Genomic DNA, 26,363 nt, shown 5'->3' on the forward strand with positions numbered 1-26,363 from the left:
AGAAGGCCGCCCCCTGCTGGAGCAGGGGGCGGCCTTCTCGTGCGTGTGCGTCAGGCGTCGTCCTTGCTCAGCTCCCAGAAGCGGAACACGGTCGAGGCGTCGAGGCAGTACTCCAGGCCGTAGACGCCGTCGCGGACGACCGCGTACTGCTTGGCCTGCCACACGGGCAGGACGGGCAGTTCGTCGGCGACGATGTCCTGCAGCTCGCCGAACTCGCTGTCGGTCGCGCCGCGGTTGGTCAGGGCCGCGGTGCGCGGGACGAGCGAACCGGTGATCGTGCTGTTGTCGTAGTTGTTGTCCAGCACGTTGCCCTTGCCGAAGAAGGGGGCGGTGAAGTTGTCGGCGTCCGGGTAGTCCGGCACCCAGCCCTTGACGTAGACGCCGTACTTGCCGGCGGCGATGTCCTTCTCGTACTGGCCGAACGGGACGGACTTGACGCTCGCCTCGAACAGGCCGCTCGCGTTGAGCTGGCCGGCGACGGCCTTCAGCTCCTGATCGGTGGCCGGGCCGTAGCGGACCGGGGTGGACCACAGGGTGAGCTTCACCTTGCCGGTGATGCCGTCCTCCCGCAGCGCCTCCTTGGCCTTGGCCGTGGAGGGACGGGCCCCGTACCGGTCGAAGAAGGCCGTGTTGTGACCGGCGATACCGGCCGGGATGATCGAGTACAGCGGGGTCGCGGTGCCCTGGTAGACGTCCCGGATGAGGGCGTCGCGGTCGATCAGGTGGGCGATGGCCCGGCGGACGCCGAGCTTTCCGGCGACCGGGTGGTCCATGTTGAACACCAGGTGCTGGACCTCGGCGCTGCTGCCCTCGACGACCTCCGCGCCGGTGCCGTCGTCGGCCTTCTCCATGTCGGCGATGTCGCCGGCGGTGAGGCCGCGGTAGGCGATGTCGACGTCCTCGTCCTGGATGGCGCGCTTGAGCGCGGCCTGGTCGCCGTTGAAGAACTTGAGGGTCACACCGGTGTTCTTCACCTTGGCGGTGCCCTTGTAGTTCTCGTTGACGGCGAAGACGGCCTGCTGGTCGTCCATCGACTCGAGCCGGTACGGGCCGGAGCCGACGGCCTCGCCGTCCTTGCGCAGCCCGTCCGCGTCGTAGGAGCGGTGGTCGACGATGGAGCCGGCGCCGGAGGCGATCTTGCTCGGGAAGGTGGCGTCCGCCGTGTTGAGCCGGAAGACGACCGTCCGGTCGTCCGGGGTCTCGACCTTCTCCAGCATCGGGAACATGATCGCCGGCCCGTCGGGGTCGTTGATCTTCAGCATGCGGTCGAAGGAGAACTTGACGTCCTCGGAGGTGAGGGCGTCACCGGTGCTGAACTTGAGGCCGTCCTTCAGCGTGCACTTGTAGACCGTGGTCTGCGTGTCGGTGAAGGCGCAGCTCTCGGCGGCCTCCGGCTGGGGCTCGGTGGCGCCGTTGGGGAAGCTGAGCAGCGACTGGAAGACGTTGTTGAACAACAGCCAGGAGCCCGGGTCGTACCCGGAGGCGGGGTCGGTGGCCAGGACGTCGTCGGACATCCCCACCACCACGTTGGAGCCGTCCCCCGCACTGTCCCCGGTCTCCGTACCGCAGCCGGTCAGCAGGCCGGAGGCCAGCCCCGCCACGATCGGCAGGACCGGCCACTGGTTGCGTATGTTCACGTGTGTGCCTTGTCGTCGGTTCTCGAGATCGCCCGGAGCATGTCCCCGGCTCCGGGCACGGCTCCCCGGGGCCGCGGTCACAGGCCCCGGGGTTCCAGTGGGCTGCGTCAGCCGCTCACGCCTCGGCCGAGCTCCCAGAGCTGCAGCGTGGAGGAGGAGTTGAGGGCGTAGGCGGTGCCCGTGATGTCGTCGCGTGCGGCGATGTACTGCTTGCCCTGCCACAGCGGCAGCACGGGCACGTCGCCGGCGACGATGTCCTGAATGTCCGTCAGGCTGGAGGAGGCGGACAGCCGGTCGGCCTCGCGGCGGGACTCCGGGATCAGGTCGGTGCGGATCCGGCTGTTGGCGTACGGCGAGCCGAGGGTGTTGTCGGCATCGAGGAACGGGGCGAGGAAGTTGTCCGCGTCGGGGAAGTCCGGGAACCAGCCCATGCCGTAGACGTCGTACTCGCCCTTCTTCTCGGCCGGGCGGAAGGTGTCCCAGGGGGTGCCCTTGATGTCGACCTGGAACAGGCCGCTGGAGTTCAGCTGCTCGCGCAGGACCTCGAACTCCTTCTTGGTGGCCGGGCCGTAGTGGTCGGTGGTGTAGTGCAGCGTCAGCTTCACCGGGGTGGTGATGTCGGCCTGGTTGAGCAGGGTCCGGGCCTTGGTGACGCTGGGCTCGCCGTACTTGTTGAAGAACGAGTTGGAGTGGCCCGTGACGCTGGCCGGGACCAGCGAGTACAGCGGCTCGGCCTGGGAGCCGTAGACCTTGGAGACCAGGGCGCTGCGGTTGACGACCTGGGCCATCGCCTGGCGCACGGCCTTGGACTTGACCGTGGGGGCGTCGGTGTTGAAGCCCAGGTAGCGGATCTCCAGGCCGGGCATCTCGACGAGGTCGATGTCGGAGTCCGTGGCGCCGGACAGCTTGCGGATCTGCTCGGGCGACATGCTGCGCGTCATCACGTCGATGTCGGCCTTGTTCAGGGCCTCGCCCATGGAGTCGGTGTCCTTGAAGGACACCATGTCGACCCGGTCGTTGTTCACCTTCAGACTCCCCTGGTAATCGGGGTTCTTGGTGAACTCGGCCCGCACGAGCTCGTTGTTCTCGACGACGGGCTTGAAGGTGTACGGGCCGGAGCCCGACATGTCGAAGCCGTCGCGCAGCTTGCCCTTGGGGTAGTCGTCCGGGTCGAGGATGCCGGCCACCGGCGTCGACAGCTTGTACGGGAAGGTCGCGTCGGCCGTCTTGAGGTGGAAGATGACCTCGCGGTCGCCCTGCGTCTCGATGGTGTCGATGGTGGACAGCAGGGCGAAGACGCCGCTGTCGGCCTTCAGCGAGCGGGCGCGGTCGATGGAGTACTTCACGTCGGCCGCGGTGACGGCGTCTCCGCCGGCGAACTTGAGGCCGTCGCGCAGGGTGCAGGCGTAGCGCTCGTTGCCGGTGTCGGTGAAGCCGCAGCGCTCGGCCGCCTCGGGGACCGGCTCGCCCTCGCCGCGCGGCTGGGTCATCAGGGTCTGCACGGTCTGGCGGAGGATGTTCCACGTGCCGACGTCGTAGGCGTACGCCGGGTCCAGGGGCGCCGGGGCCTCCTTCGAGGCGGTGAACCGGTCCGTGGTGCCGACGACGATCGCGTCGCTGTCCCCGCTCCCGCTGTCGGACCCGCCACAGGCGGCGAGCACCGGCGCGAGCAGGCCGATCACGACCGGCAGCACCAAAGTCTTGCGGTTCATGCTCGAGTTTCTCCAGAGCTGTCGACTCCGTGTACCCGGCATGCAGGGGTGGCGCAGCGGATCACGGGATGGGGCGATGTTCTTCGCCTTGAGATTAGTCCGGGCCGGCAGGAGGGTTGACAGCCACCGGAGTTGAGCGCCCATCACGCTGCGGAACCGGGCGTGGACACACCGAAAACCCGACAGCGGAAGCTTTGGTGCAGCGTTCCACCAATCGGGACACAAGGACACGCCGAAGGCCCCCCGGAGGGGGCCTTCAGCACATGCCGGTCTCCCTGTCGACCCCGATCCGCGTGGGGAACGTCACACGCCGGAACAGGTTCGGTGGTACGGGAATTCGGCGATCCGGAGAGGTTCGAATTCACCTTCGGAATTCTTGCCCTAACCGCGCTGCACGCTGGGTGAACACCTAGCGCATTTCCGTCATCAGCCCCTGCAGAAATGGCAGGTCGACCTCTTCCAGGGACCCGACGACCGTGCGCCGCAGAGCCGGCTGGATCGGTGCGACGGAGGGCACCGCCACGACGTGGCAGCCCGCGGCCTCGGCCGCGGCGACACCCGTCGCGGTGTCCTCGATGACGGCGCACCGGGCCGGGTCCGCGCCGAGGCCGGCGGCGGCCGCGAGATACGGGTCGGGGTGGGGCTTGGTGCGCGCCACCTCGTCACCCGCGACCGTCAGGCGGAAGTGGTGGGCGCCGAGCGAGGTGAGCACCCGGTCGATGATGCGCCGGTGGGAGGCGGAGACGAGGGCCGTGGGGATCTCGTACGCGTGCAGCTCGGCCAGCAGCCGTCCGGCGCCGGGCATCAGCGGCAGGGCGGTGCCGATGCGCTTCTCGAAACCGTCGTTGAGCAGCACCGAGAGCTCGTCGAGGGTGATGTCGGCGCCGGTGGCCTCGATCAGGAACCCCGCGCTGCGGGTCATGGGGCCGCCGACCACGACATGGCGCCAGGACTCGTCGAGCGTGTGGCCGAGGGAGGCGAAGACCTCGACCTCGACGTCCCACCAGAAGCCCTCCGTGTCCACCAGGGTGCCGTCCATGTCGAGGAGCACGGCCTGCAGGGCCGACCCCTCGGCCGTCCGGGTGCCGAGCGCGGGGACCGTACTGGTCATCCACCTACCTCCTTGAGGGACGATCAGGCCGGCTCCCACGAGGGGAACCGGCCTGCAGTGGACCGACCAGTCTACGTCCTGTGCGACGGAAGTGCCTCGTTGTACCGCAGTGCCCCTGCGCACACCGGCCCGCACGGGGCTGTCCCGGCGCGCGCGCGGGGCCTGGCGGGCGTCAGCGGGCGTTGAAGTACTTCGCCTCCGGGTGGTGGATCACGATGGCGTCGGTGGACTGCTCGGGGTGCAGCTGGAACTCCTCGGACAGCTGCACGCCGATGCGCTCCGGCTCCAGCAGTTCGGCGATCTTGGCCCGGTCCTCCAGGTCCGGGCAGGCGCCGTAGCCGAGGGAGAAGCGGGCGCCCCGGTACTTCAGCTCGAACATGCCCTGCATCTCGTCGGGGTCCTCGCCCGCGAAGCCGAGCTCGAAGCGCACGCGTGCGTGCCAGTACTCGGCGAGCGCCTCGGCGAGCTGCACCGACAGGCCGTGCAGTTCGAGGTAGTCGCGGTAGGCGTTGGCCTCGAACAGCCGGGCGGTCTCCTCGCCGATGCGCGAGCCGACGGTGACGACCTGGAGGCCGACGACGTCGACCTCGCCGGATTCCTCGGGGCGGAAGAAGTCGGCCAGGCACAGGCGCCGGCCGCGGCGCTGGCGGGGGAAGGTGAAGCGGGTGCGTTCGTTGCCCTGCTCGTCCAGGACGATCAGGTCGTCGTCCTTGGAGACGCACGGGAAGTAACCGTAGACCACGGCCGCCTCCAGCAGGTTCTCGGTCTGGAGCCGGTCGAGCAGGCCGCGCAGCCGGGGCCGGCCCTCGGTCTCGACGAGCTCCTCGTAGGTCGGCCCCTCGCCGGTGCGGGCCTGCTTCAGACCCCACTGGCCCTTGAAGAGCGCACCCTCGTCGAGCCAGCTCGCGTACTCCTTGAGCTGGATGCCCTTGACCACGCGGGTGCCGCGGAAGGGCGGGGTGGGCACGGGGTTGTCGGTGGCGACGTCGGAGCGGACGTGCCCCTCCTCCGGGCGCTCCTCCACCTGCGCCGAGGCGGTGGCGCGCACCCGGCGCTGCTTGAGTTCGGGGAGCTTGGCGCCGGGGACGCCGCGCTTGACGCCGATGAGGGCGTCCATCAGGCGCAGGCCCTCGAAGGCGTCGCGGGCGTAGCGGACCTCGCCCTGGTAGATCTCGTGCAGGTCCTGTTCGACGTAGGCGCGGGTCAGGGCGGCGCCGCCGAGGATGACCGGGTAGCCGGAGGCGAGGCCGCGCTGGTTCAGCTCCTCCAGGTTCTCCTTCATGATCACCGTGGACTTGACCAGCAGTCCGGACATGCCGATGACGTCGGCCTTGTGTTCCTCGGCGGCTTCGAGGATGGCGGAGACCGGCTGCTTGATGCCGAGGTTGACGACGTTGTAGCCGTTGTTGGACAGGATGATGTCGACGAGGTTCTTGCCGATGTCGTGGACGTCGCCGCGGACGGTGGCCAGCACGATGGTGCCCTTGCCGGCCTCGTCGCTCTTCTCCATGTGCGGTTCGAGGTGCGCCACGGCCGTCTTCATGACTTCGGCGGACTGCAGCACGAACGGCAGCTGCATCTGGCCCGAGCCGAAGAGCTCGCCCACGACCTTCATGCCGTCGAGCAGGGTCTCGTTGACGATGTCGAGGGCGGGGCGGGTCTGCAGCGCCTCGTCCAGGTCCGCTTCGAGACCGTTCTTCTCGCCGTCGATGATGCGGCGCTTGAGGCGCTCGTCCAGCGGCAGGGCCGCGAGTTCTTCGGCCTTGCCGGCCTTGAGGGACTTGGCGGTGGCGCCCTCGAAGAGCTGCATCAGCTTCTGCAGCGGGTCGTAGCCCTCGGCGCGCCGGTCGTAGATGAGGTCGAGGGCGGTGCTGACCTCCTCGTCGCTGAAGCGGGCGATGGGCAGGATCTTGCTGGCGTGGACGATCGCCGAGTCCAGGCCCGCCTTGACGCACTCGTCGAGGAAGACCGAGTTGAGCAGGATGCGGGCGGCCGGGTTCAGGCCGAAGGAGATGTTGGACAGGCCCAGCGTCGTCTGCACGGCCGGGTGGCGGCGCTTCAGTTCGCGGATGCCCTCGATGGTGGCGACGCCGTCCTTGCGGGACTCCTCCTGACCCGTACAGATGGTGAAGGTCAGGCAGTCCACGAGGATGTCCGACTCGTGGATGCCCCAGGTGCCGGTCAGGTCCTCGATCAGCCGCTCGGCGATCTCGACCTTCTTCTCCGCCGTGCGGGCCTGGCCCTCCTCGTCGATGGTCAGCGCGATCAGGGCGGCGCCGTGCTCCTGGGCCAGTGCGGTGACCTTGGCGAAGCGGGACTCGGGGCCGTCGCCGTCCTCGTAGTTCACCGAGTTGATCACCGCGCGGCCGCCGAGCTTCTCCAGGCCGGCCCGGATGACGTCGACCTCGGTGGAGTCCAGCACGATCGGCAGGGTGGAGGCGGTGGCGAAGCGGCCGGCCAGCTCCTTCATGTCGGCGACGCCGTCGCGGCCGACGTAGTCCACGCACAGGTCGAGCATGTGCGCGCCCTCGCGGATCTGGTCGCGGGCCATCTCCACACAGTCGTCCCAGCGGCCCTCCAGCATGGCCTCGCGGAACTTCTTCGACCCGTTGGCGTTGGTCCGCTCGCCGATGGCCAGGTAGGAGGTGTCCTGCCGGAACGGCACGCTCTGGTAGAGGGAGGCGGCGCCCGGCTCCGGCTGCGGGGAACGCTCGGTGGGCGCGGTTTCCCGTACCCGCTCGACCAACTGCCGCAGGTGCTCGGGGGTGGTGCCGCAGCAGCCGCCGACCAGGGAGAGGCCGTAGTCGCGCACGAAGGTGCTCTGGGCGTCGGCCAGCTCGGGCGCGGTCAGCGGGTAGTGGGCGCCGTCCTTGGTGAGCACGGGCAGGCCGGCGTTCGGCATGCAGGACAGCGGGACGCGCGCGTGCCGGGACAGGTAGCGCAGGTGCTCGCTCATCTCGGCCGGGCCGGTGGCGCAGTTCAGGCCGATCATGTCGATGCCGAGCGGCTCCAGCGCGGTCAGGGCCGCGCCGATCTCCGAGCCCAGCAGCATCGTGCCGGTCGTCTCCACCGTCACCGACACGATCAGCGGGACGGTGTGGCCGGTGGCCTCCATGGCCCGGCGGGCGGCGATGACGGAGGCCTTGGTCTGCAAAAGGTCCTGGGTGGTCTCCACCAGCAGCGCGTCCGCGCCGCCCGCGAGCAGGCCCTCCGCGTTCTGCTGATAGGCGTCGCGGATGGCGCCGAACGTGGTGTGGCCGAGGGTGGGCAGCTTGGTGCCGGGGCCCATGGAGCCGAGGACCCAGCGCTGCCGCCCCGTGGTCCGGGTGTACTCGTCGGCCGTCTCGCGGGCGATCCGGGCACCGGCCTCGGACAGCTCGGCGACGCGCTCGGGGATGTCGTACTCGCCGAGGGCGGTGAGGTTGGCGCCGAAGGTGTTGGTCTCGACGCAGTCCACCCCCGCGTCGAAGTACTCGGCGTGGACCGACCGGACGATGTCGGGCCGCGTCACGTTGAGGATCTCGTTGCAGCCCTCGAGGTTCTGGAAGTCCTCCAGAGTCGGGTCCTGCGCCTGGAGCATGGTGCCCATGGCCCCGTCGGCCACCACCACGCGGGTGGCCAGGGCCTCTCGGAGGGCGGACACGCGGGTCCGGCTGTCTGCGGAAGGGGTCGGCGGCAACGAGGCCATGAAAAGGGCTCCCTCGGGTGCGACGGCTGTCGGCTTTTGTGCGGCTGCCCGGCTCCCGGAGGCACTCCGGGGACGGGCGCACCGCGCCAGCGTAACCGCCCGTGGGCTTGGATGGGCAGCGCGTCCACGGGGCGGACGCCGATGCCGCCGGGACGGCTCACCAGGGGCGTCCGGGCGGCGGATCGGCCGTCCGTGACAGAACTGGAGGCGACCGGGCATTAGCGAGAGGTCGGCAACGACCGGTAGTGTTCGGCATTGCCGAACGAGGGCTGAAGTGCCGCTCGTCGGCGGTCGATGGGGACGGAGGCAGTACGGCGATGGCACGGAACATCCAGTCGCTCGAACGGGCGGCCGCGATGCTGCGGCTGCTCGGGGGCGGCGAGCGGCGGCTCGGCCTGTCGGACATCGCCTCGTCGCTGGGCCTGGCCAAGGGCACCGCGCACGGCATCCTGCGCACCCTCCAGCAGGAGGGCTTCGTGGAGCAGGACGACGCCTCCGGGCGCTATCAGCTCGGCGCCGAGCTGCTGCGCCTGGGCACCACCTACCTCGACGTCCACGAGCTGCGGGCGCGCGCCCTGGTGTGGACGGACGACCTGGCCCGCTCCAGCGGCGAGAGCGTCTACCTGGGCGTCCTGCACCAGCAGGGCGTGCTGATCGTCCACCACGTGTTCCGGCCCGACGACAGCCGCCAGGTGCTGGAGATAGGGGCCATGCAGCCGCTGCACTCCACCGCTCTGGGCAAGGTGCTGTCCGCCTACGACCCGGTGGCGCACAGCGAGGCCCTGGAGGCCGACCGCAAGGCGTTCACGGACCGGACCGTCTGCGAGCCGGAGGGGTTCGAGCACATCCTCGACCTGACCCGCGCCCGCGGGTACGCGGCGGACGTGGAGGAGACCTGGGAGGGCGTCGCCTCGCTGGCCGCGCCCATCCACGACCGGCGGCGCATGCCCGTCGGCGCGGTCGGCATCACGGGTGCCGTGGAGCGGCTGTGCCGGCCGGACGAGGACGGGGCGCTGCGGCCCGAGCTGATCGCGGCGGTGCGGGACTGCGCCCGCGCGGTCTCGCGCGACCTGGGCGCCGGGCGGTTCTGACGTCGTACGAGGAGGACCGGGGCGCCGCGGGGCGCTCCGGTGTTCGGCATGCCCGCGCCCATCTGCGGCAAAGATCCATAAGTCGGGGTCGATCAGTAACGATCGTGTTTTCGCCAACACAGCTCTTGACGTGCTCGTAACGCCGAAGCAAGACTCCCGTCCATCGGTCGACATTGTCGAACAGCTACCGGCAATACGCGTTAGAGTGTGACGACGCCAGGCCGGTATCGCACTTCACCCCTGGACGAAGGACAAAGGAGTCGCGGGTGTCCAGCTCCGACATCTTCATCGGCGAGACCCTCGGTACCGCCATACTCATCCTGCTCGGCGGCGGAGTCTGCGCCGCCGTCACGCTGAAGGCCTCCAAGGCCCGCAACGCCGGCTGGCTCGCCATCACCTTCGGGTGGGGCTTCGCGGTGCTCACGGCCGTCTACACCACGGCGCCGCTGTCCGGCGCCCACCTGAACCCGGCCGTCACCCTCGCCATCGCGATCAAGGACGGCGACTGGAAGAACGTCCCGGTCTACTGGGCCGGACAGGTGCTCGGCGCCATGATCGGCGCGGCGCTCGTCTGGATCGCCTACTACGGCCAGTTCCACGCCCACCTCACCGACCGCGAGATCGTCGGCGGTCCGGGCGCCCAGGACACCGCCGCCGCCAAGTCCGTCGAGGCCCGGGAGAAGGGCGCCGGCCCGGTGCTGGGCGTCTTCTCCACCGGCCCCGAGGTCCGGGTCGCCTGGCAGAACGTCGCCACGGAGGTCATCGGCACGATCGTGCTCGTGCTCGCCGTGCTCACGCAGGGCCTGAACGACAAGGGCAACGGCCTCGGCACGCTCGGCGCCCTGATCACCGCCCTCGTGGTGGTCTCCATCGGCCTCTCCCTCGGCGGCCCGACGGGGTACGCGATCAACCCGGCCCGCGACCTCGGACCGCGCATCGTGCACGCCCTGCTGCCCCTGCCCAACAAGGGCGGCTCCGACTGGGGCTACGCCTGGGTGCCCGTGGTGGGCCCGCTGATCGGCGGTGCCATCGCGGCAGGCATCTACAACGTCGCGTTCGCCTAGGCGCGATCCGCGCCCGACGCGAGACCTCCAGCACGCGCCGTACGTACAGCCCCGTAACCCGTACTGACCAGGAGCACACAGTGACCGACGCGCACACCGCCGGCCCCTTCATCGCCGCCATCGACCAGGGCACCACCTCCAGCCGCTGCATCGTCTTCGACCGGGACGGCCGGATCGTCTCCGTCGACCAGAAGGAACACGAGCAGATCTTCCCGAAGCCGGGCTGGGTCGAGCACGACGCCAACGAGATCTGGACCAACGTCCAGGAGGTCGTCGCCGGAGCCGTCCAGAAGGCCGGCATCACCCGGGACGACATCAAGGCCATCGGCATCACCAACCAGCGCGAGACGACCGTGCTGTGGGACAGGAAGACCGGTGAGCCCGTCCACAACGCCATCGTCTGGCAGGACACCCGCACCGACGCCCTGTGCCGCGAGCTCGGCCGCAACGTGGGCCAGGACCGCTTCCGCCGCGAGACCGGACTGCCGCTGGCCTCCTACTTCGCCGGTCCGAAGGCGCGCTGGCTGCTGGACAACGTCGAGGGACTCAAGGATCGGGCCGAGGCCGGAGACATTCTTTTCGGCACGATGGACACCTGGGTCATCTGGAACCTCACCGGTGGGGTCGACGGCGGCAAGCACGTCACCGACGTCACCAACGCGTCGCGCACCATGCTGATGAACCTGCACACCATGCAGTGGGACGACAAGATCTGCGAGTCGATCGGCGTCCCCCGGCAGGTCCTGCCCGAGATCCGCTCCTCGGCCGAGGTCTACGGCGAGATCAAGGGCGGCAAGCTGGGCGACCTGCTCGGCGGCATCCCCGTCGCCTCGGCGCTCGGCGACCAGCAGGCGGCCCTGTTCGGCCAGACCTGCTTCTCCGAGGGCGAGACCAAGTCGACCTACGGCACCGGCACCTTCATGGTGATGAACACCGGCGACAAGATCATCAACTCCTACAGCGGCCTGCTGACCACCGTCGGCTACAAGATCGGCGACCAGAAGACGGTCTACGCCCTGGAGGGCTCGATCGCGGTCACCGGCTCCCTGGTGCAGTGGATGCGCGACCAGATGGGCCTGATCTCCACCGCCGCCGAGATCGAGACCCTCGCCCTGTCGGTCGAGGACAACGGCGGCGCCTACTTCGTGCCGGCCTTCTCCGGCCTGTTCGCCCCCTACTGGCGCTCCGACGCCCGCGGCGTCATCGCGGGCCTGACCCGGTACGTCACCAAGGCGCACCTGGCGCGTGCCGTCCTGGAGGCCACCGCCTGGCAGACGCGGGAGATCGCCGACGCCATGACCAAGGACTCCGGCGTCGAGCTGACCGCCCTCAAGGTCGACGGCGGCATGACCTCCAACAACCTGCTGATGCAGACCCTCTCGGACTTCCTGGACGCCCCCGTGGTGCGCCCCATGGTCGCCGAGACCACCTGCCTCGGCGCCGCCTACGCCGCCGGCCTCGCCGTCGGCTTCTGGAACAGCACCGACGACCTGCGCGCCAACTGGCGCCGGGCCGCCGAGTGGACCCCCCGCATGGACGCGGAAACCCGCGACCGTGAGTACAAGAGCTGGCTCAAGGCCGTCGAGCGGACCATGGGCTGGCTCGAGGACGAGGAGTAAGAAAGCATGACCACCAAGTCCACCCTGCAGTCCGTGCCTGCCCTGGGGACGCACCCGGCCTCCGGCTCGAACCCGAGCCGAGCCGAGACCAGGGAGCAGCTCTCCAAGGCGTCGTACGACCTTCTCGTGATCGGCGGTGGCATCCTGGGCATCTCCACCGCCTGGCACGCCGCGCAGTCCGGCCTCAGGGTGGCTCTGGTGGATGCCGGCGACTTCGCCGGAGCCACGTCCTCCGCCTCCTCCAAGCTGCTCCACGGCGGCCTGCGCTACCTGCAGACCGGCGCGGTGAAGCTGGTGGCGGAGAACCACTTCGAGCGCCGTGCGGTCTCCCGCCAGGTGGCCCCCCACCTGGCGAACCCGCTCACGTTCTACCTCCCCGTCTACAAGGGCGGGCCGCACGGCGCGGCGAAGCTCGGCGCGGGCGTGTTCGCCTACTCCGCGCTCTCCGCCTTCGGCGACGGCGTGGGCCACCTGCTCTCCCCGGCCAAGGCCGCGCAGGACGTGCCCGAGCTGCGCACGGAGAACCTCAAGGCCGTGGCCGTGTACGGCGACGACCAGATGAACGACGCGCGCATGGCGCTGATGACGGTGCGCGCGGCCGTCGAGGCCGGCGCGGTCGTCCTCAACCACGCCGAGGTGACCGGCCTGCGCTTCACCCAGGGCCGCGTCACCGGCGCCGAGCTGAAGGACCGGCTCTCCGGGGACGAGTTCGGTGTCGACGCCCGGCTGGTGCTCAACGCGACCGGTCCCTGGGTCGACCACCTGCGCCGGATGGAGAACCCGAACGCGGCGCCGTCCATCCGCCTGTCGAAGGGCGCGCACCTGGTCCTCAAGCGCACCTCCCCCTGGAAGGCCGCGCTCGCCACCCCGATCGACAAGTACCGCATCACGTTCGCCCTGCCCTGGGAGGACATGCTGCTGCTCGGCACCACCGACGAGGAGTTCGAGGGCGACCCGGCCGACGTGTCCGTCACCGAGAAGGACATAGCCCAGATCCTCGACGAGGCCGCCTTCTCGGTCCGTGACCAGCAGCTGGACCGCGACCTCATCACCTACGCCTTCGCCGGCCTGCGGGTGCTGCCGGGCGGCCCCGGCGACACCTCGAAGGCCAAGCGCGAGACGGTCGTGACGGAGGGCCGCGGCGGCATGCTGTCCATCGCGGGCGGCAAGTGGACGACCTTCCGCCACATCGGCCGGACGATCATGAAGAAGCTGGAGTCGCTGCCGGGCCACCCGCTGGGCGACGACTTCGAGCCGATCGGCGCGCTGCCGAAGAAGCTCCCGCTGCCGGGCATCGCCAACCCGCGTGCGGTGGCCCACCGGCTGCTGACGGACCGTCCGGCGCCCGGCCCGCGCATGGCCGCCGACACCGCCAGGCACCTGGCCACGCACTACGGTTCGCTGGCGTTCGACATCGCCCGCCTGGCCAACGAGAGCCCGGAGCTGGCCGAGCGCGTCCACCCGGACGCCCCGGAGATCTGGGCGCAGGTCGTCTGGGCCCGGGACCACGAGTGGGCCGAGACGCAGGACGACGTGCTGCGCCGCCGGACCACGCTGACGATCCGCGGCCTGGCCACCGACGAGATCCGCTCCAAGGTGCAGGACGTGCTCGACAAGAAGTAGGGACCACCCGGCCGGACCGGGTCCCCGAGCGCCGCAGGGGCGGCTCCGCGCCGACGGAGCCGCCCCCGCGGCGTGCCCGGCCGCGCCGTCGGCGACAGCCCGTCCGTGTCCGGGGTGTTCGCGTGCGGATCACGGGGCAGTGATGGGGCACTCCCCCTGCGAGGGGGCTGCGGGCGCCCCCGCCGCACGCCGTAAGGTTGGGTGGTCAGGCGAGGGCACGTCGGAAGGAGGCGCTGGGTGATCGAGCTCGAGGGGGTTCCCGAGCTGATCGACCCGGTCATGGTGGCCGCGTTCGAGGGCTGGAACGATGCGGGCGACGCCGCCTCCACCGCGGTCGCGCATCTGGACCGGGAGTGGAAGGGCGAGGTGTTCGCGGCGCTGGACGCCGAGGACTACTACGACTTCCAGGTCAACCGCCCCACGGTGTTCATGGAGGCCGGCGTCCGCAAGATCACCTGGCCGACGACGCGGTTGTCGGTCGTCCGGGTCGGCGGCGAGAAGCCCCGCGACCTGGTGCTGGTCCGCGGCATCGAGCCGTCCATGCGGTGGCGCTCGTTCTGCAACGAACTGCTCGGCTTCGCGCACGAACTCGGTGTGGAGCTGGTGGTCGTCCTCGGCGCCCTGCTGGGCGACACCCCGCACACCCGGCCGGTTCCGATCAGCGGGACGACGTCCGACCCGGACCTGGCCCGCCGCATGGACCTGGAGGAGACCAAGTACGAGGGCCCCACGGGCATCGTCGGGGTGCTCCAGGAGGCCTGCACCCACGCGGGGGTGCCGGCCGTGTCGCTGTGGGCCGCGGTGCCGCACTACGTGTCGCAGCCGCCGAACCCGAAGGCGACCCTCGCCCTGCTCAACCGTCTGGAGGACCTGATCGACGTGCGCATCCCGCTGGGCGAGCTGCCCGAGGACGCGCGCGCCTGGCAGGTGGGGGTGGACCAGTTGGCCGCCGAGGACAGCGAGGTCGCCGAGTACGTGCAGTCGCTGGAGGAGGCCCGGGACACCGCCGAGCTGCCGGAGGCCTCCGGCGAGGCCATCGCCCGCGAGTTCGAGCGCTATCTGCGCCGCCGCGACGGCGGCGGGCCGACCGCACCCGGCGGGCACGCCACGGACGGCGGTGAGGGCCCGCCGTACCTGCGGGACAACCCCGGCGGCCGGACCAGACCGCCCAAGCCGTCGAAGCCGGGCACGGACGACGAGGATCCGTCGGAGGACTAGAGGATCCGTCGGAGGACCGGACGGCGCGGCGCGCACATGTGTGAGGGGCGCCTTCCCCGGCCGGGGAAGGCGCCCCTCACACATGTGCCGGAGGGCTAGAGAGCCACGCCCAGCAGGGCGTCCACGGCCCGCGAGACCACCCCGGGGGCGCCGGCGTCGGTGCCGCCGTCCCGTTCCTGCCCGGCCGCCCAGCGGTCGACCGCGGCGAGGGCGGCCGGGGCGTCCAGGTCGTCGGCGAGGGCCGCGCGGATCTCGTCCACGAGCGCCTCGGCCGGCGGTCCGTCGGGCTGCGAGACGGCGGCCCGCCAGCGGTCCAGCCGCGCCACGGCGTCGGCCAGGACCTGGTCGGTCCACTCCCAGTCCGCGCGGTAGTGGTGGGCGAGCAGGGCGAGACGGATGGCGGCCGGGTCGACACCGTCCCGGCGCAGCGTGGAGACGAAGACCAGGTTGCCCTTGGACTTGGACATCTTCTCGCCGTCCAGGGCGACCATGCCGGCGTGCACGTACGCCTTGGCCATGGGGAACTCGCCGGTGAGGACCTGGGCGTGCGAGGCACCCATCTCGTGGTGCGGGAAGGCCAGGTCGGAGCCGCCGCCCTGGATGTCGAAGCCCATGCCGAGGTGGTCCAGGGCGATCGCCACGCACTCGATGTGCCAGCCGGGCCGGCCGCGGCCCAGGGAGGCGCCGTCCCAGCTGGGCTCGCCCTCGCGGGCCGCCATCCACAGCATCGGGTCGAGCGGGTTCTTCTTGCCCGGCCGGTCCGGGTCGCCGCCGCGCTCGGCGGACAGCAGCCGCATCGCCGCGGCGTCCAGGTTCGACACCTTGCCGAAGTGCGGGTCGGACTCGACGGAGAAGTAGACGTCGCCGTCGAGTTCGTAGGCCGCGCCGGCGTCCCGGAGCCGCTCGACGAGCGGGACGATGCCGGGTATCGCCTCGACGGCGCCGATGTACTGCCGGGGCGGGAGCATCCGCAGGGCCGTCATGTCCTCGCGGAAGAGGGCCGTCTCCTGCTCGGCGAGGGCGGCCCAGTCGAGTCCGTCGCGCTGGGCCCGCTCCAGGAGGGGGTCGTCGACGTCGGTGACGTTCTGGACGTAGTGAACCTGCCGCTTGGTGTCGAGCCACACGCGCTGCACGAGGTCGAACGCGTTGTAGGTCGCCGCGTGTCCGATGTGCGTGGCGTCGTACGGCGTGATGCCGCACACGTAGATACGGGCGACGGGACCGGGGTCGAGGGGGACGAGACCACCGGTCGCGGTGTCGTGGATCCTCAGGTCGCGGCCCTGACCAGGCAGGGCGGGGACCTCGGAAGCGGGCCAGGCATGCATGCCTTGAGCCTAACCGGACTGAAGTTCCATATACGAACGGGAGCGGGCCGGACGGCCGAGAAGGCGCTCTTGCGGTGCGCCGGACACTGTGCTGCTGCCGGGGCGGGCCGCCCCGCTACACGGGTGGCCAGGGAATCGCGGGCCATTCCCCGCCCGGCTCGGGATGGGTGCCCGAGGCGAGCAGCGCGCCGACCCGGGACCGCGTGGCCTCGATCTCGGCGCCGGTGATCAGCGGAGCGAGCCGTGCGGCCAGCGCGCCGCCCTCGGCCAGGTCCTTCCTGAGGCCCTCCAGGACGTCCAGGGCCTCCGGGGTGAGGGGCTCGCCCGCCCACCCCCACAGCAGGGTGCGCAGCTTGTTCTCGACGTTGAAGGTGACGCCGTGGTCGATGCCGAACAGCCGTCCCTCGCCGGTGGGCAGCAGATGGCCGCCCTTGCGGTCGGCGTTGTTGATCACGGCGTCCAGGACGGCGAGCCGCCGCAGCCGTTCGTCGTCGGCGTGCACCAGCAGGGCCGTGCGTCCTTCGCCCACCTCGGCGAGACCGATCGCCTTCCAGCCCGGCTCCGGCTCCTCCCCGTCGACCAGGGCGAGCAGCTCGGCGTCCGGGACGGCCTCGATCCACAGCTGGCACATGCCCTCGCCGTAGGGGCCGTCGCGCAGCACCGTGGGCGGGACGAGCCCCCAGCCGGTCGCCTCGGAGACGGCGTACGCGGCGACCTCGCGCCCGGCCAGGGTCCCGTCGGGGAAGTCCCACAGGGGCCGCTCCCCCGCGACCGGCTTGTACACGCAGGCCGCTTCCGCGCCCTCGTGGGTCACCGTGCAGTACAGGGCCGCGTTCGAGGCCTCACGGATGCGTCCGCGCACGGTCAGTTCGCCCGCGGCGAGCAGCGCGGCGGCGTCCTCGGGAGGCGTCACGCTCCGCGGCGGTATCCGTTCTGGCGCGGACATACGTGTCCTTCCGGGTCGAGCGGGAGGCTGCACAGCGGGCACGGCGGCCGCCCGGCGTTGACGACGTCCAGGGCGCGCTTGGCGAAGGCCCGGGCCTGCGCGCCGGTGAGCCGCACCCGCAGCATCGGGGGGCCGTTCTCCTCGTCCTGGAGGAGCCGCTCCTCCGCCTCGGCGAGGTCCTCCTCGGACTCGGCGTCCAGTTCGACGAGCGCCTGGGCCTCGACGATCATCAGCTGCTCGTCGCCGTCCCAGGCGAGCGCCATGGTGCCGACCCGGAACTCCTCCTCGATGGGGGTGTCCAGCGGGGCGGTGTCGGTGATCTCCGACGGTGCGACGGCGGGGACGGAGGCACTGCCGCCGCTCCGGCGCACGACCTCGTCGAGCAGTTCTTCCATCCGCTCGGCGAGCGCCGCGACCTGGGTCTTCTCCAGGGCCACGCTCGTCACCCGGGTACCGGCGGAGGCCTGCAGGAAGAACGAACGGCGCCCGGGCAGTCCGACCGTGCCGGCCACGAAACGCTCCGGATGGTCGTAGAGGAACACCTGACGGGACACGTCCTGTCTCCATGGGAATCGTGGGAACCGTGTGAGCACGGCACTGCTGCGACCGCTTCACCCTACTGCGGCCGACGATCACGGTGCGCCCGCACCACCCCCGACGGTGGCGTCGTCGCCCGGCGGCTCCTCGCGCGGCGCCAGGGAGGCGAGGTCGCCGGTGTCGCCGAGGCGGACGAGGTAGGGGCGCAGCCGGGTGTAGCGGATCGCCGTGACGGAACACGGTTCGACGGAGATCCGCTGGAAGAGGTCGAGGTGCAGTCCCAGGGCGTCCGCGACGAGCGACTTGATGATGTCGCCGTGCGAGCACATGAGGTAGACGGCCTCGGCACCGTGGTCGCGCTCCACGCGCGCGTTCCACTCGCGCACGGCCTCTGCCGCGCGGGTCTGCATGGCCCGCATGGACTCGCCGCCGGGGAAGGCCGCCGCGGAGGGGTGCGCCTGCACGACCTCCATCAGGGGTTCGTCCTTGAGTTCGGCGAGCTTGCGCCCCGACCAGTCGCCGTAGTGGCACTCGCCGATGCGTTCGTCGGTGTGCGCCGTCAGCCCCGGGCGGGCCCGGAGCAGCGGCCGGATCGTCTCCTGGCAGCGCTGGAGCGGGCTGGCGACGACTTCGGCGAGGGGCAGCGCGGCAAGGCGCCCGGGCAGCGCGGCGGCCTGTGCGGCCCCGCGCTCGTCGAGCGCGACGCCGGGCGTCCACCCGGCGAGCAGGCCCTCGGTGTTTGCGGTGGAGCGTCCGTGCCTGACCAGGATCAACGTGGGCATGCGCTCCAGCGTAGGCGCACGCGCGCGTGCGGTGTCGTTCGAGTGACGGGAGACTCGCCTCGTGATCGTGGACTGTGCCATCTACCGCGACGGACAGCGGACGGAGGGGTCCGAGGACTTCTCGGAGGCGCTGGGCGAGGCCCGGACGGCGGGCGGATTCGTGTGGATCGGGCTGCACGAGCCGACCGAGCGCGAGTTCGAGCACGTCAGCCGGGAGTTCGGCCTGCACCCGCTGGCCGTCGAGGACGCGCTCAAGGCCCATCAGCGGCCCAAGCTGGAGATCTACGACGACTCGCTGTTCGTGGTGCTCAAGCCCGTGCGCTACGAGCCGCAGAGCGACACCGTCTCCACCGACGAACTCATGATCTTCCTCGGCGACTCGTTCGTGGTGACCGTGCGGCACGGTGAGAACGCGCCGCTCAAGACCGTCCGCAACCGCCTGGAGCAGGAGCCGGACCTGCTGTGCAACGGGCCCACGTCCGTGCTGTACGCGGTCGCCGACGCCGCGGTCGACCACTACCTGGAGGTCGCGACGGAGCTGCAGGCCGACCTGGAGGGCCTGGAGGCGGAGGTGTTCTCCCCCGACGGCGGCGGTTCGCGCAACACGGCCTCGCGCATCTACGACTTCAAGCGGCAGGTCCTGGAGTTCCGCCGGGCGACCGGTCCGCTGGCCCTGCCGATGAGCCGGCTGGCGGGTACGGCGCCCTACGGCGTGGCGGTGCCCTTCGTGGACGACGGGGCCCGGCCGTTCTTCCGGGACGTCAGCGACCACCTGACGCGGGTCAACGAGTCCGTGGAGAACCTGGACCGCCTGGTGTCGGACATCCTGTCGGCGCACCTGGCGCAGATGAGCGTCCGGCAGAACGACGACATGCGCAAGATCTCCGCCTGGGCGGCCATGGCCGCGATCCCCACGATGTTCGCGGGGGTCTACGGCATGAACTTCGAGCACATGCCCGAGCTGCACTGGGTGTGGTCCTACCCCGCGCTGATGGCCCTGATGGCCGCCCTGGAGTTCATGGTGTTCCGGCTGTTCAAGCGCCGGGGCTGGCTGTAGGGCGGCCGGGCCGGGTCGGGTCGCCGGTCAGGCGTACTCGGGTTCGGGTGTGGCGGGGCCGCCGAGGGCGTTGCGGCGCTCGGGCGTCGTGAGCGACACCATCCGGCGCCAGCCGCCCAGCCGCTCGTAGGCGTACACCGCGTGGATGCCGGCCGCGAGCACCGCCGACTTCGCCTTGGACCAGCCGAGGATGCGGCCCATGTGGGCCATGACCGCGAGGCTGACGTCCCGGTAGATCCGGATCTCGGCGAGCGCGCACTCGCGCAGGGTCCGCTGGATGGTCCGGCCGTGTCCGGCGCGGGCGAAGCGCAGCAGTTCCTCGTGGCAGTAGGCGAGGTGGTTGTCCTCGTCGTTGGAGATCTGGCGGACGGCCCGGCCGATGTCCGGGTGGTCGGCGAAGTGCTTGCGCAGCAGCTCCATCTGCTCGGAGGCGCGCTGTTCGGTGACCCGGCTGTGCGAGAGGTAGGTGACGACGTCCCGGACGGTGAGCTGCTCGTCGCGTCGCAGCTGCTCGTGCGCGAGGCCGATGCCGTTGCGCTCCAGGAGCATGGTGTAGTCGGTGTCCGGCGGGACCGGGACGGGGTCCAGGCCGCGCTTCTTCAGCAGGGCGTTGAAGATGCGGCCGTGCTTGTCCTCGTCGGCGCCGTGCCGGCTGATCTTGGGGGCGAGCGCGCGTTCGGTGTCGGGCACCAGTGCGGCGATACGGGCGTTCTCCCAGCCGCCCTGGGACTCGCCGCTCGCGGCGATGGAGCAGAACAGGGCGAAGGACTCGTCGTTGGCGAGGATCTCCTCGAACAGACTCTTGGCCGAAAGCATCGTGGGCACCTCTCCCGCGCACGTGCGCGTGCTGCCGATCCGCAGGTCTCCGCGGAGAACGAGTCAAGTGCGGGGTGCGGGGTGCTGCAACAGGTGTGGGGGACGGCTCGGCCGAATGGTGGACGCAGGGGCACAGCGCGCCGGGTGGATCCGGTGGCGGCGCGGGCGTAACCGAGCCGGGCCCGGCGCGTTGTTCCGCGTGACGGCCGTGGCGGGGAAGACCCCCGAGCCCCCACCACGGCCGCGAAAACCTCAGGGCCCGCCCGACGGGCCCGTTCGGCCGGGGCTCAGGCGAGACCGGCGCGCTCCAGGGCCTCGGTGCCGGCGCGCAGGGACGCGAGCCGCTCGTCGAGCGTGAAGCCCGCCGGCGCGAGGGACAGGGTGGTGACCCCGGCCGCGGCGTAGGCCTTCATCCGGTCGGCGATCCGGTCCACGGAACCGAGCAGGGTCGTCCGGTCGATCAGGTCGTGCGGGACGGCGGCCGCGGCGCCCTGCTTGTCGCCGGAGAGGTACTTGCCCTGGATCTCGGCGGCCTCCCGCTCGTAGCCCATGCGCTGGGCGAGCTGGTTGTAGAAGTTCTGCTTCGGGCTGCCCATGCCGCCGACGTACAGCGCGGTGTAGGGGCGGAAGGTGTCGGCGAGCGCGGCCACGTCCTTGTCGTCGCCGACCGCGAGCGGCAGGGTCGGGCACACGTCGAACCCGTCGAGGGTCTTGCCGGCCTTCTCCCGCCCGGCGCGCAGGTGCTTGATCGTGGTGTCCTCCAGGTGCTCGGCGGAGGGGAAGATCAGCAGGGCGCCGTCGGCGATCTCACCGGTCTGTTCGAGGTTCTTGGGGCCGATCGCGGCGATGTACAGCGGGATGTGCTCGCGCTGCGGGTGCACGGTGAGCTTGATGGGCTTGCCGGGGCCGCCGGGCAGCGGCAGCGTCCAGTGCTGCCCCTCGTAGGACAGCCGCTCGCGGGTCATGGCCTTGCGGACGATCTCGACGTACTCGCGGGTGCGGGCGAGCGGCTTGTCGAACTTCACGCCGTACCAGCCCTCGGAGACCTGCGGGCCGGAGACGCCGAGGCCGAGGCGGAAGCGGCCGCCGGACAGGGAGTCGAGGGTGGCGGCGGTCATGGCCGTCATCGCGGGCTGGCGGGCCGGGATCTGGAAGATGGCGGAGCCCACGTCGATGCGCTCGGTCTGGGCGGCGACCCAGCTCAGCACGGTGGCCGCGTCGGACCCGTAGGCCTCGGCGGCCCAGCAGACGGCGTAGCCGAGGCGGTCGGCCTCCTGGGCGACGGCCAGGTTGTCCGCGTCCATTCCGGCACCCCAGTAGCCGAGGTTGATACCGAGCTGCATGCCGATTCCCCTTACTGATCAGTAACGTGCCTTGTGCGCAGACCTTAGCGCGGGGCCGCCGCACGGGACAGCGATACGGCCACGATCTTTCACATGGGTGAACAAGGATCAAGTACGCGACCATTGACGCGTACACAGCGGATTCCCTACCGTTCCCGGAAAGCGCTTTCTAACCCCCACCCGCACTCCGCACGGAAACGGAGAGGTACGGATGAAGCGAGCAATCTCCCCGCGACTCGGCGCGGCCCTGGCCACCCTGGCCCTGGCCGCCGGAACCGGAACGGTGGTCTCGGCGCCCGGGGCGTCGGCCGCGACCGGCAGCGCCACCGGCTACGCGACGCAGAACGGCGGCACCACCGGCGGCGCCGGCGGGCAGACGGTCCGGGCGACGACCGGGACCGCGATCCACGCCGCCCTGTGCGGCCGGGCCGGCAGCAGCACACCCCTCACCATCGAGGTCACGGGGACCATCACCCACGCCAACACCAAGAAGGTCTCCGGCAGCAGCTGCGACACCGCCGACGGCGTGATCGAGCTGAAGAAGATCAGCAACGTGACGCTGGTCGGCGTCGGCAGCGGTGCCGTCTTCGACCAGGTGGGCATCCACATCCGCGAGTCGAGGAACGTCGTCATCCAGAACGTGACGGTGCGGAACGTCAAGAAGTCCGGCTCCCCCACGTCCAACGGCGGCGACGCCATCGGCATGGAGAGCAACGTGCGCAACGTCTGGGTCGACCACACGACCCTGGAGGCCTCGGGCGGCGAATCGGAGGGCTACGACGGCCTGTTCGACATGAAGAACAACACCCAGTACGTGACGCTGTCCTACAGCGTCCTGCGCAACTCCGGCCGCGGCGGCCTGGTCGGCAGCAGCGAGAGCGACCGGTCGAACGGGTTCATCACGTACCACCACAACCGCTACGAGAACATCGACTCCCGCGCCCCGCTGCTGCGCGGCGGCATCGCACACATGTACAACAACCACTACGTGCGCCTCAACGAGTCCGGCATCAACTCCCGGGCCGGCGCCCGCGCCAAGGTGGACAACAACTACTTCGAGGACTCCAAGGACGTCCTCGGCACCTTCTACACCGACGAGGCGGGCTACTGGCAGGTCGCCGGCAACGTCTTCGACAACGTGACGTGGTCCCAGCCGGGCAGTGAGAACCGCCCGGCCGGCCCGAACCCGACGTCGAACACCACGGTCTCCGTCCCCTACTCCTTCCGGCTCGACGCGGCCGGCTGCGTGCCCGCGGTCGTGAACCGGACGGCGGGGGCGCACAAGGGGCTCCAGGTGTCGGACGGGAGCTGCTGACGCGGAGCGCCGGGCTGTGGCGGCCGGACCGGGGGCGGCCTCGGGGAGCTCACCGTCCGCCCCCGGAAATCGGTCGCCCACAGCCACCCACACGGTAGGTTCTGGCCAGTAATCTCGGCGTTCATGGAGCAGAGGCATCTCGGCCGCACCGGCCTGCGTGTGTCCCGCATCGGGCTCGGCACCCTGACCTGGGGACGGGACACCGACGAGCACGACGCCGCGGACCTCATGAAGACGTTCTGGGAGGCGGGCGGCACCCTCGTCGACACGGCGGACGTGTACGGCGACGGCGAGGCCGAGTACCTGCTGGGCAGGCTGATGGACGGCCTGGTCCCGCGCCGGGACCTGGTCGTCTCGACCAAGGCCGGGAGCGTGCCGGACCCCGACCGCCGCGTCGACGGCTCCCGCGGCCATCTGCTCGCCGCGCTCGACGCCTCGCTCGCCCGGCTCGGCACCGACTACGTCGACGTGTGGCACGTCCACGCCTACGACCCGGACACCCCGCTGGAGGAGACCCTCCAGGCCCTCGACCTGGCGGTCGCCAGCGGACGGGCCCGCTACGCGGCGGTCTCCAACTTCTGCGGCTGGCAGCTCGCCAAGGCGGGCACCTGGCAGCTGGCCGCGCCCGGACCCGGACCCGGCTGGCCGCCACCCAGCTCGAGTACTCGCTGCTCCAGCGGGGCGTCGAGCGCGAGGTGCTGCCGGCCGCGCTCGACCTGGGCGTGGGCCTGCTGCCGTCCTCGCCGCTGGGTCGCGGGGTGCTCACCGGGAAGTACCGGGGCGAGGCGGTGCCGGCCGACTCACGCGGCGCCTCGGAGCACCTCGCGCCGTTCATCGCGCCCTACCTGGACGACACGGCGAGCCGCATCGTGGACGCCGTCTCGACCGCGGCCGACGGGCTGGCGGTGACGCCGTTGCAGGTGGCCCTGGCCTGGGTCCGCGACCGGCCCGGCGTGACGGCACCGATCGTCGGCGCGCGCAACGCGCAGCAGCTCACGGCGGCATTGTCAGTGGAGACCCTTAGTCTTCCTGACGAGATCTGCCGGGCGCTGGACGATGTGTCGGCGCCCGTGCACCGCTATCCCGATCACGACTGGAGCACGCTGTGAGCACGGAGCCCGAGACCACGGAGGACGCCGAGCCGGGGACGCCGGGCACACAGAGCACGGCGGGCGGCGAAGCCGGGGGCGAGGTCGCCGCGGGCGAGGGCGGTGAGCCCGAGGGCGGACGGACGTCCGCCGGCGACGGCACCGAACCCCGGGTCGAGCGGACTCCCCCGGGCGAGGGCGAGGGCGAGGGCGACGGCGAGGGTGACGGCGACGGCGACGGCGTCCGGGGCGCCCAGGTGTCCGAGGCCGAGGCGGAGTTGCTGGCGCAGCGGGCCGAGCGGGAGCGGATCGAGCAGCGCAAGGCCGAGAAGAAGGGGCCCATCGAGGCCGGCGCCAAGCTGAGCGGCAAGGCCGCCGACCTGCTCGCGGCCGTCCGTGCCGTGGAGAGCGGCGAGAAGCCGGTGGCCACGGTGTTCGAGGACCCCGCCCCCGCTCCCCGCCGCTCCGCCCCCGAGCCCGACCGGCCGCCCCGCCCCGTGGCCGCCGAGACCGTCGCGGCGGCCCCGGCGGCTCCCGCCCCCGAGGCCGTGCAGACGGTGCGGCGGGTGCTGACGGAGGGGGGCGCCCCCGAGGCCCTCGCACCGCAGGTGGCCGCCGCCCTCGGAGAGGGCGCGGACGAGCTGCTGCGCAGCGACCCCTGGCAGTTGCTGCGCGTGCCCGGCGTGCGGCCCGACCAGGCCGACGGGTTCGCGCGGGCGCTGCTGGGCGCCGAGTGCGGCCCGGACGACGAGCGGCGCGGCCGGGCCCTCACGGTCTGGCTCCTGGAGCAGGCGGCCCTGGCCGGGCACACGGCTCTGGAGATGCCGGCGCTGCTCGCGGCCCTGGCCCAGCGGAGCGTGCCGGACCCCGACAGCGCCGTGCAGGACGCGATCGCGGAGGGTGACGCGCTGGTGTTCCAGGACGCCCTGGCGGAGCCCGGCGCCCCGGCCCCCACCGGAGGCGAGGAGACGGAGGACGACGAGGAGGAGCGCCCGGTCCGCGTCCTGGTCGGCCTGGAGCGGTACGCGCTGGCGGAGGAGAGCCTGGCCGACGGTCTGGCCCGGCTGGTCAACTCCACGCCGAAGCAGGACGGTTCGGCGGAGGAGTGGGAGCGGGCCGCAGCCGCGGCCCAGGGATCGGCGGCCGAGCTGCTGCGCGCGGTCGCCGGTCACGGCCTGGTCCTGCACACCGGCGCGGAGGCGTCCCTGGCGGAGCCGGCGGCCCTGCTGCACGCGGCACACGGCCTGGGACTGCGGGCCTGGGCGGCGACACACGGCCCGGTCGGCCGTGACCGCTTCGCGGCGTTGCTGCGGCGGACGAGCGGCTCGGGGCCGCTGGAGCAGCCGGACGACCCGGCCCGGGGACCGGGTGGCCCCTCCCCCGCTGCCCCGTCCACCGCTGCGGACCTGCCCGTCGCGACCGTGCCGGGGCTGCTGGCCGGTCAGGAGGGTCCCGGCCGGGATGCCGACGGCGCCTTCGCCCTCGATCTGCTCGTGGTCCTCGACGCGCCGCAGCTCGACGTCGAGACGGCGGCCCTGCTGACCGAGTCGCTGCCGGACGGGGCGCGGCTGGTGCTGGCCGGGGATCCGGGAGTGCTGTGGTCGGTGGGCCCCGGCCGGGTGTTCGCGGACCTGCTCGCGGCGCGGATCTGCCCCCAGGTCGCCTCGCGCCGCCCGGACCCCGGGCCGCTGGGCGAGCTGGTCTCCGGCATCGGAGTCGGTGAGCTGAACCAGGTCGAGGCACCCGGCAAGGAGGTCGTGATCGTGCCCGTGCGGGACGCGGGCGAGGCGGTGCACCGCACGGTGCAGCTCGTCGCGGACTCGGTGCCGCGGGCGATCGGCGTACCGGCCGAGGACACCCAGGTCATCACACCCGGGCACGGCGGGGCGGTCGGTACGCGCGCGCTCAACGCCGCGCTCAAGGAACGGCTGAATCCCGGCCCCGGCCGCTTCGGCGGCTTCGACCCCGGGGACCGGATCGTCCACTCCCCCGTCCCGGGCCGGGCGGTGACCGGACGCGTGGTGAGGGCGGACGCCGAGGGACTGCACCTGTCGTGCGCGGGCGAGGCCGTCGTGGTGCCGAAGGAGCGGGTGGAGCAGACGGTGCGGCACGGGTGGGCGCTGACCGCGCACCAGGCGGTCGGGAGCCGCTGGCCCGCCGTGGTCGCCGTACTGCCCGGGGACGCGGCTCAGGCGCTCAGCCGACCGTGGGTGTACACGGCCTTCGGCCGGGCCGACCGCCATCTGTCCGTGGTGCACGGCGTGGAGCAGGCGCTGCCCCGGGCCGTGGCCGAGGTCCCGGCGAAGCCGCGGACGACCCGGCTCCCGGTGCTGCTGGCCCCGCAGGTCGCGGGGGTGTGACGAGGGCGGTGGCCGGGGGCGCGGGCCCCCG

The 26,363-nt window shown here is 71.6% G+C and carries 17 protein-coding genes and 2 pseudogenes; 9 read left to right on the forward strand and 10 right to left on the reverse strand.

Annotated elements, in window-relative coordinates; translation table 11 throughout:
• Positions 1-50 precede the first annotated feature (50 nt).
• The 4 genes from ACZ6ZN_RS29335 to metH all read right to left on the reverse strand — a co-directional run bounded on the left by ACZ6ZN_RS29335 (position 51) and on the right by metH (position 8,148).
• On the reverse strand, positions 51-1,637 hold the full coding sequence (locus tag ACZ6ZN_RS29335; protein WP_451880203.1) for an ABC transporter substrate-binding protein: 1,587 nt from the start codon (positions 1,635-1,637) through the stop codon (positions 51-53).
• Positions 1,638-1,744: 107 nt separating this feature from the next.
• Complete coding sequence (locus ACZ6ZN_RS29340) at positions 1,745-3,349, reverse strand: ABC transporter substrate-binding protein (RefSeq protein WP_469650842.1); 1,605 nt, start codon at positions 3,347-3,349, stop codon at positions 1,745-1,747.
• Positions 3,350-3,758: 409 nt separating this feature from the next.
• A complete protein-coding gene (locus ACZ6ZN_RS29345) occupies positions 3,759-4,460 on the reverse strand; it encodes an HAD family hydrolase (RefSeq protein ID WP_398110571.1) in 702 nt (233 codons plus the stop codon).
• A 172-nt stretch (positions 4,461-4,632) separates the two neighbouring features.
• On the reverse strand, positions 4,633-8,148 hold the full coding sequence (metH, locus tag ACZ6ZN_RS29350) for a methionine synthase (protein ID WP_469650845.1): 3,516 nt from the start codon (positions 8,146-8,148) through the stop codon (positions 4,633-4,635).
• 317 nt (positions 8,149-8,465) lie between these two features.
• Between metH and ACZ6ZN_RS29355 the strand changes: the two genes are divergently transcribed.
• From ACZ6ZN_RS29355 to ACZ6ZN_RS29375, 5 genes are all read left to right on the forward strand, one after another.
• Positions 8,466-9,239 (forward strand): IclR family transcriptional regulator, encoded by a 774-nt coding sequence (locus ACZ6ZN_RS29355; protein WP_383510860.1) that lies wholly within the window; start codon positions 8,466-8,468, stop codon positions 9,237-9,239.
• 266 nt (positions 9,240-9,505) lie between these two features.
• The gene (locus ACZ6ZN_RS29360; RefSeq protein ID WP_451880322.1) at positions 9,506-10,303 is read left to right on the forward strand and encodes an MIP/aquaporin family protein; all 798 of its coding nucleotides are present in this window, start codon (positions 9,506-9,508) and stop codon (positions 10,301-10,303) included.
• Between the two features lie 80 nt (positions 10,304-10,383).
• Positions 10,384-11,922 carry a glycerol kinase GlpK gene (gene glpK / locus ACZ6ZN_RS29365; RefSeq protein WP_398110568.1) on the forward strand — a complete coding sequence of 513 codons (1,539 nt, stop codon included), beginning with the start codon at positions 10,384-10,386 and terminating at the stop codon, positions 11,920-11,922.
• Between the two features lie 6 nt (positions 11,923-11,928).
• Entirely contained in the window at positions 11,929-13,545 is a 1,617-nt protein-coding gene (locus ACZ6ZN_RS29370) for a glycerol-3-phosphate dehydrogenase/oxidase (RefSeq protein ID WP_398110567.1), read from the forward strand.
• A 237-nt stretch (positions 13,546-13,782) separates the two neighbouring features.
• The gene (locus ACZ6ZN_RS29375) at positions 13,783-14,763 is read left to right on the forward strand and encodes a PAC2 family protein (RefSeq protein WP_398110566.1); all 981 of its coding nucleotides are present in this window, start codon (positions 13,783-13,785) and stop codon (positions 14,761-14,763) included.
• A 95-nt stretch (positions 14,764-14,858) separates the two neighbouring features.
• On the opposite strand, the gene mshC is transcribed toward ACZ6ZN_RS29375, so the two are convergent.
• The 4 genes from mshC to ACZ6ZN_RS29395 all read right to left on the reverse strand — a co-directional run bounded on the left by mshC (position 14,859) and on the right by ACZ6ZN_RS29395 (position 18,353).
• Positions 14,859-16,088: a cysteine--1-D-myo-inosityl 2-amino-2-deoxy-alpha-D-glucopyranoside ligase gene (gene mshC, locus ACZ6ZN_RS29380; RefSeq protein WP_469650849.1), complete on the reverse strand. Its 1,230-nt coding sequence runs from the start codon at positions 16,086-16,088 to the stop codon at positions 14,859-14,861.
• 115 nt (positions 16,089-16,203) lie between these two features.
• The gene (locus ACZ6ZN_RS29385; RefSeq protein WP_469650852.1) at positions 16,204-17,034 is read right to left on the reverse strand and encodes an SCO1664 family protein; all 831 of its coding nucleotides are present in this window, start codon (positions 17,032-17,034) and stop codon (positions 16,204-16,206) included.
• A complete protein-coding gene (locus ACZ6ZN_RS29390) occupies positions 16,998-17,588 on the reverse strand; it encodes a DUF3090 domain-containing protein (RefSeq protein WP_333934584.1) in 591 nt (196 codons plus the stop codon). The genes ACZ6ZN_RS29385 and ACZ6ZN_RS29390 overlap by 37 nt, the downstream gene beginning before the upstream one ends.
• A 78-nt stretch (positions 17,589-17,666) precedes the next feature.
• Positions 17,667-18,353, reverse strand: a complete 687-nt coding sequence (locus ACZ6ZN_RS29395; protein ID WP_398110562.1) for a histidine phosphatase family protein — start codon at positions 18,351-18,353, stop codon at positions 17,667-17,669.
• A gap of 61 nt (positions 18,354-18,414) precedes the next feature.
• On the opposite strand from ACZ6ZN_RS29395, the gene corA reads away from it, so the two are divergent.
• On the forward strand, positions 18,415-19,410 hold the full coding sequence (gene corA / locus ACZ6ZN_RS29400; RefSeq protein WP_469650855.1) for a magnesium/cobalt transporter CorA: 996 nt from the start codon (positions 18,415-18,417) through the stop codon (positions 19,408-19,410).
• A gap of 27 nt (positions 19,411-19,437) precedes the next feature.
• On the opposite strand, the gene ACZ6ZN_RS29405 is transcribed toward corA, so the two are convergent.
• Positions 19,438-20,226 carry a ferritin-like domain-containing protein gene (locus ACZ6ZN_RS29405; protein WP_451880318.1) on the reverse strand — a complete coding sequence of 263 codons (789 nt, stop codon included), beginning with the start codon at positions 20,224-20,226 and terminating at the stop codon, positions 19,438-19,440.
• Positions 20,227-20,513: 287 nt separating this feature from the next.
• On the reverse strand, positions 20,514-21,569 hold the full coding sequence (locus ACZ6ZN_RS29410; RefSeq protein ID WP_398110559.1) for an LLM class F420-dependent oxidoreductase: 1,056 nt from the start codon (positions 21,567-21,569) through the stop codon (positions 20,514-20,516).
• Positions 21,570-21,780: 211 nt separating this feature from the next.
• On the opposite strand from ACZ6ZN_RS29410, the pseudogene ACZ6ZN_RS29415 reads away from it, so the two are divergent.
• The 3 genes and pseudogenes from ACZ6ZN_RS29415 to ACZ6ZN_RS29425 form a co-directional block, all read left to right on the forward strand.
• Positions 21,781-22,881: pseudogene (locus ACZ6ZN_RS29415) on the forward strand (pectate lyase family protein); the annotation flags it as partial.
• 126 nt (positions 22,882-23,007) lie between these two features.
• Positions 23,008-23,993 (forward strand): annotated as a pseudogene (locus tag ACZ6ZN_RS29420) (aldo/keto reductase).
• Positions 23,990-26,332: a helix-hairpin-helix domain-containing protein gene (locus ACZ6ZN_RS29425; protein WP_469650858.1), complete on the forward strand. Its 2,343-nt coding sequence runs from the start codon at positions 23,990-23,992 to the stop codon at positions 26,330-26,332. Before ACZ6ZN_RS29420 ends, ACZ6ZN_RS29425 begins: the two are co-directional and overlap by 4 nt.
• Positions 26,333-26,363: the final 31 nt, after the last annotated feature.

The sequence above is a fragment of the Streptomyces sp. NPDC053665 genome (assembly GCF_055585285.1).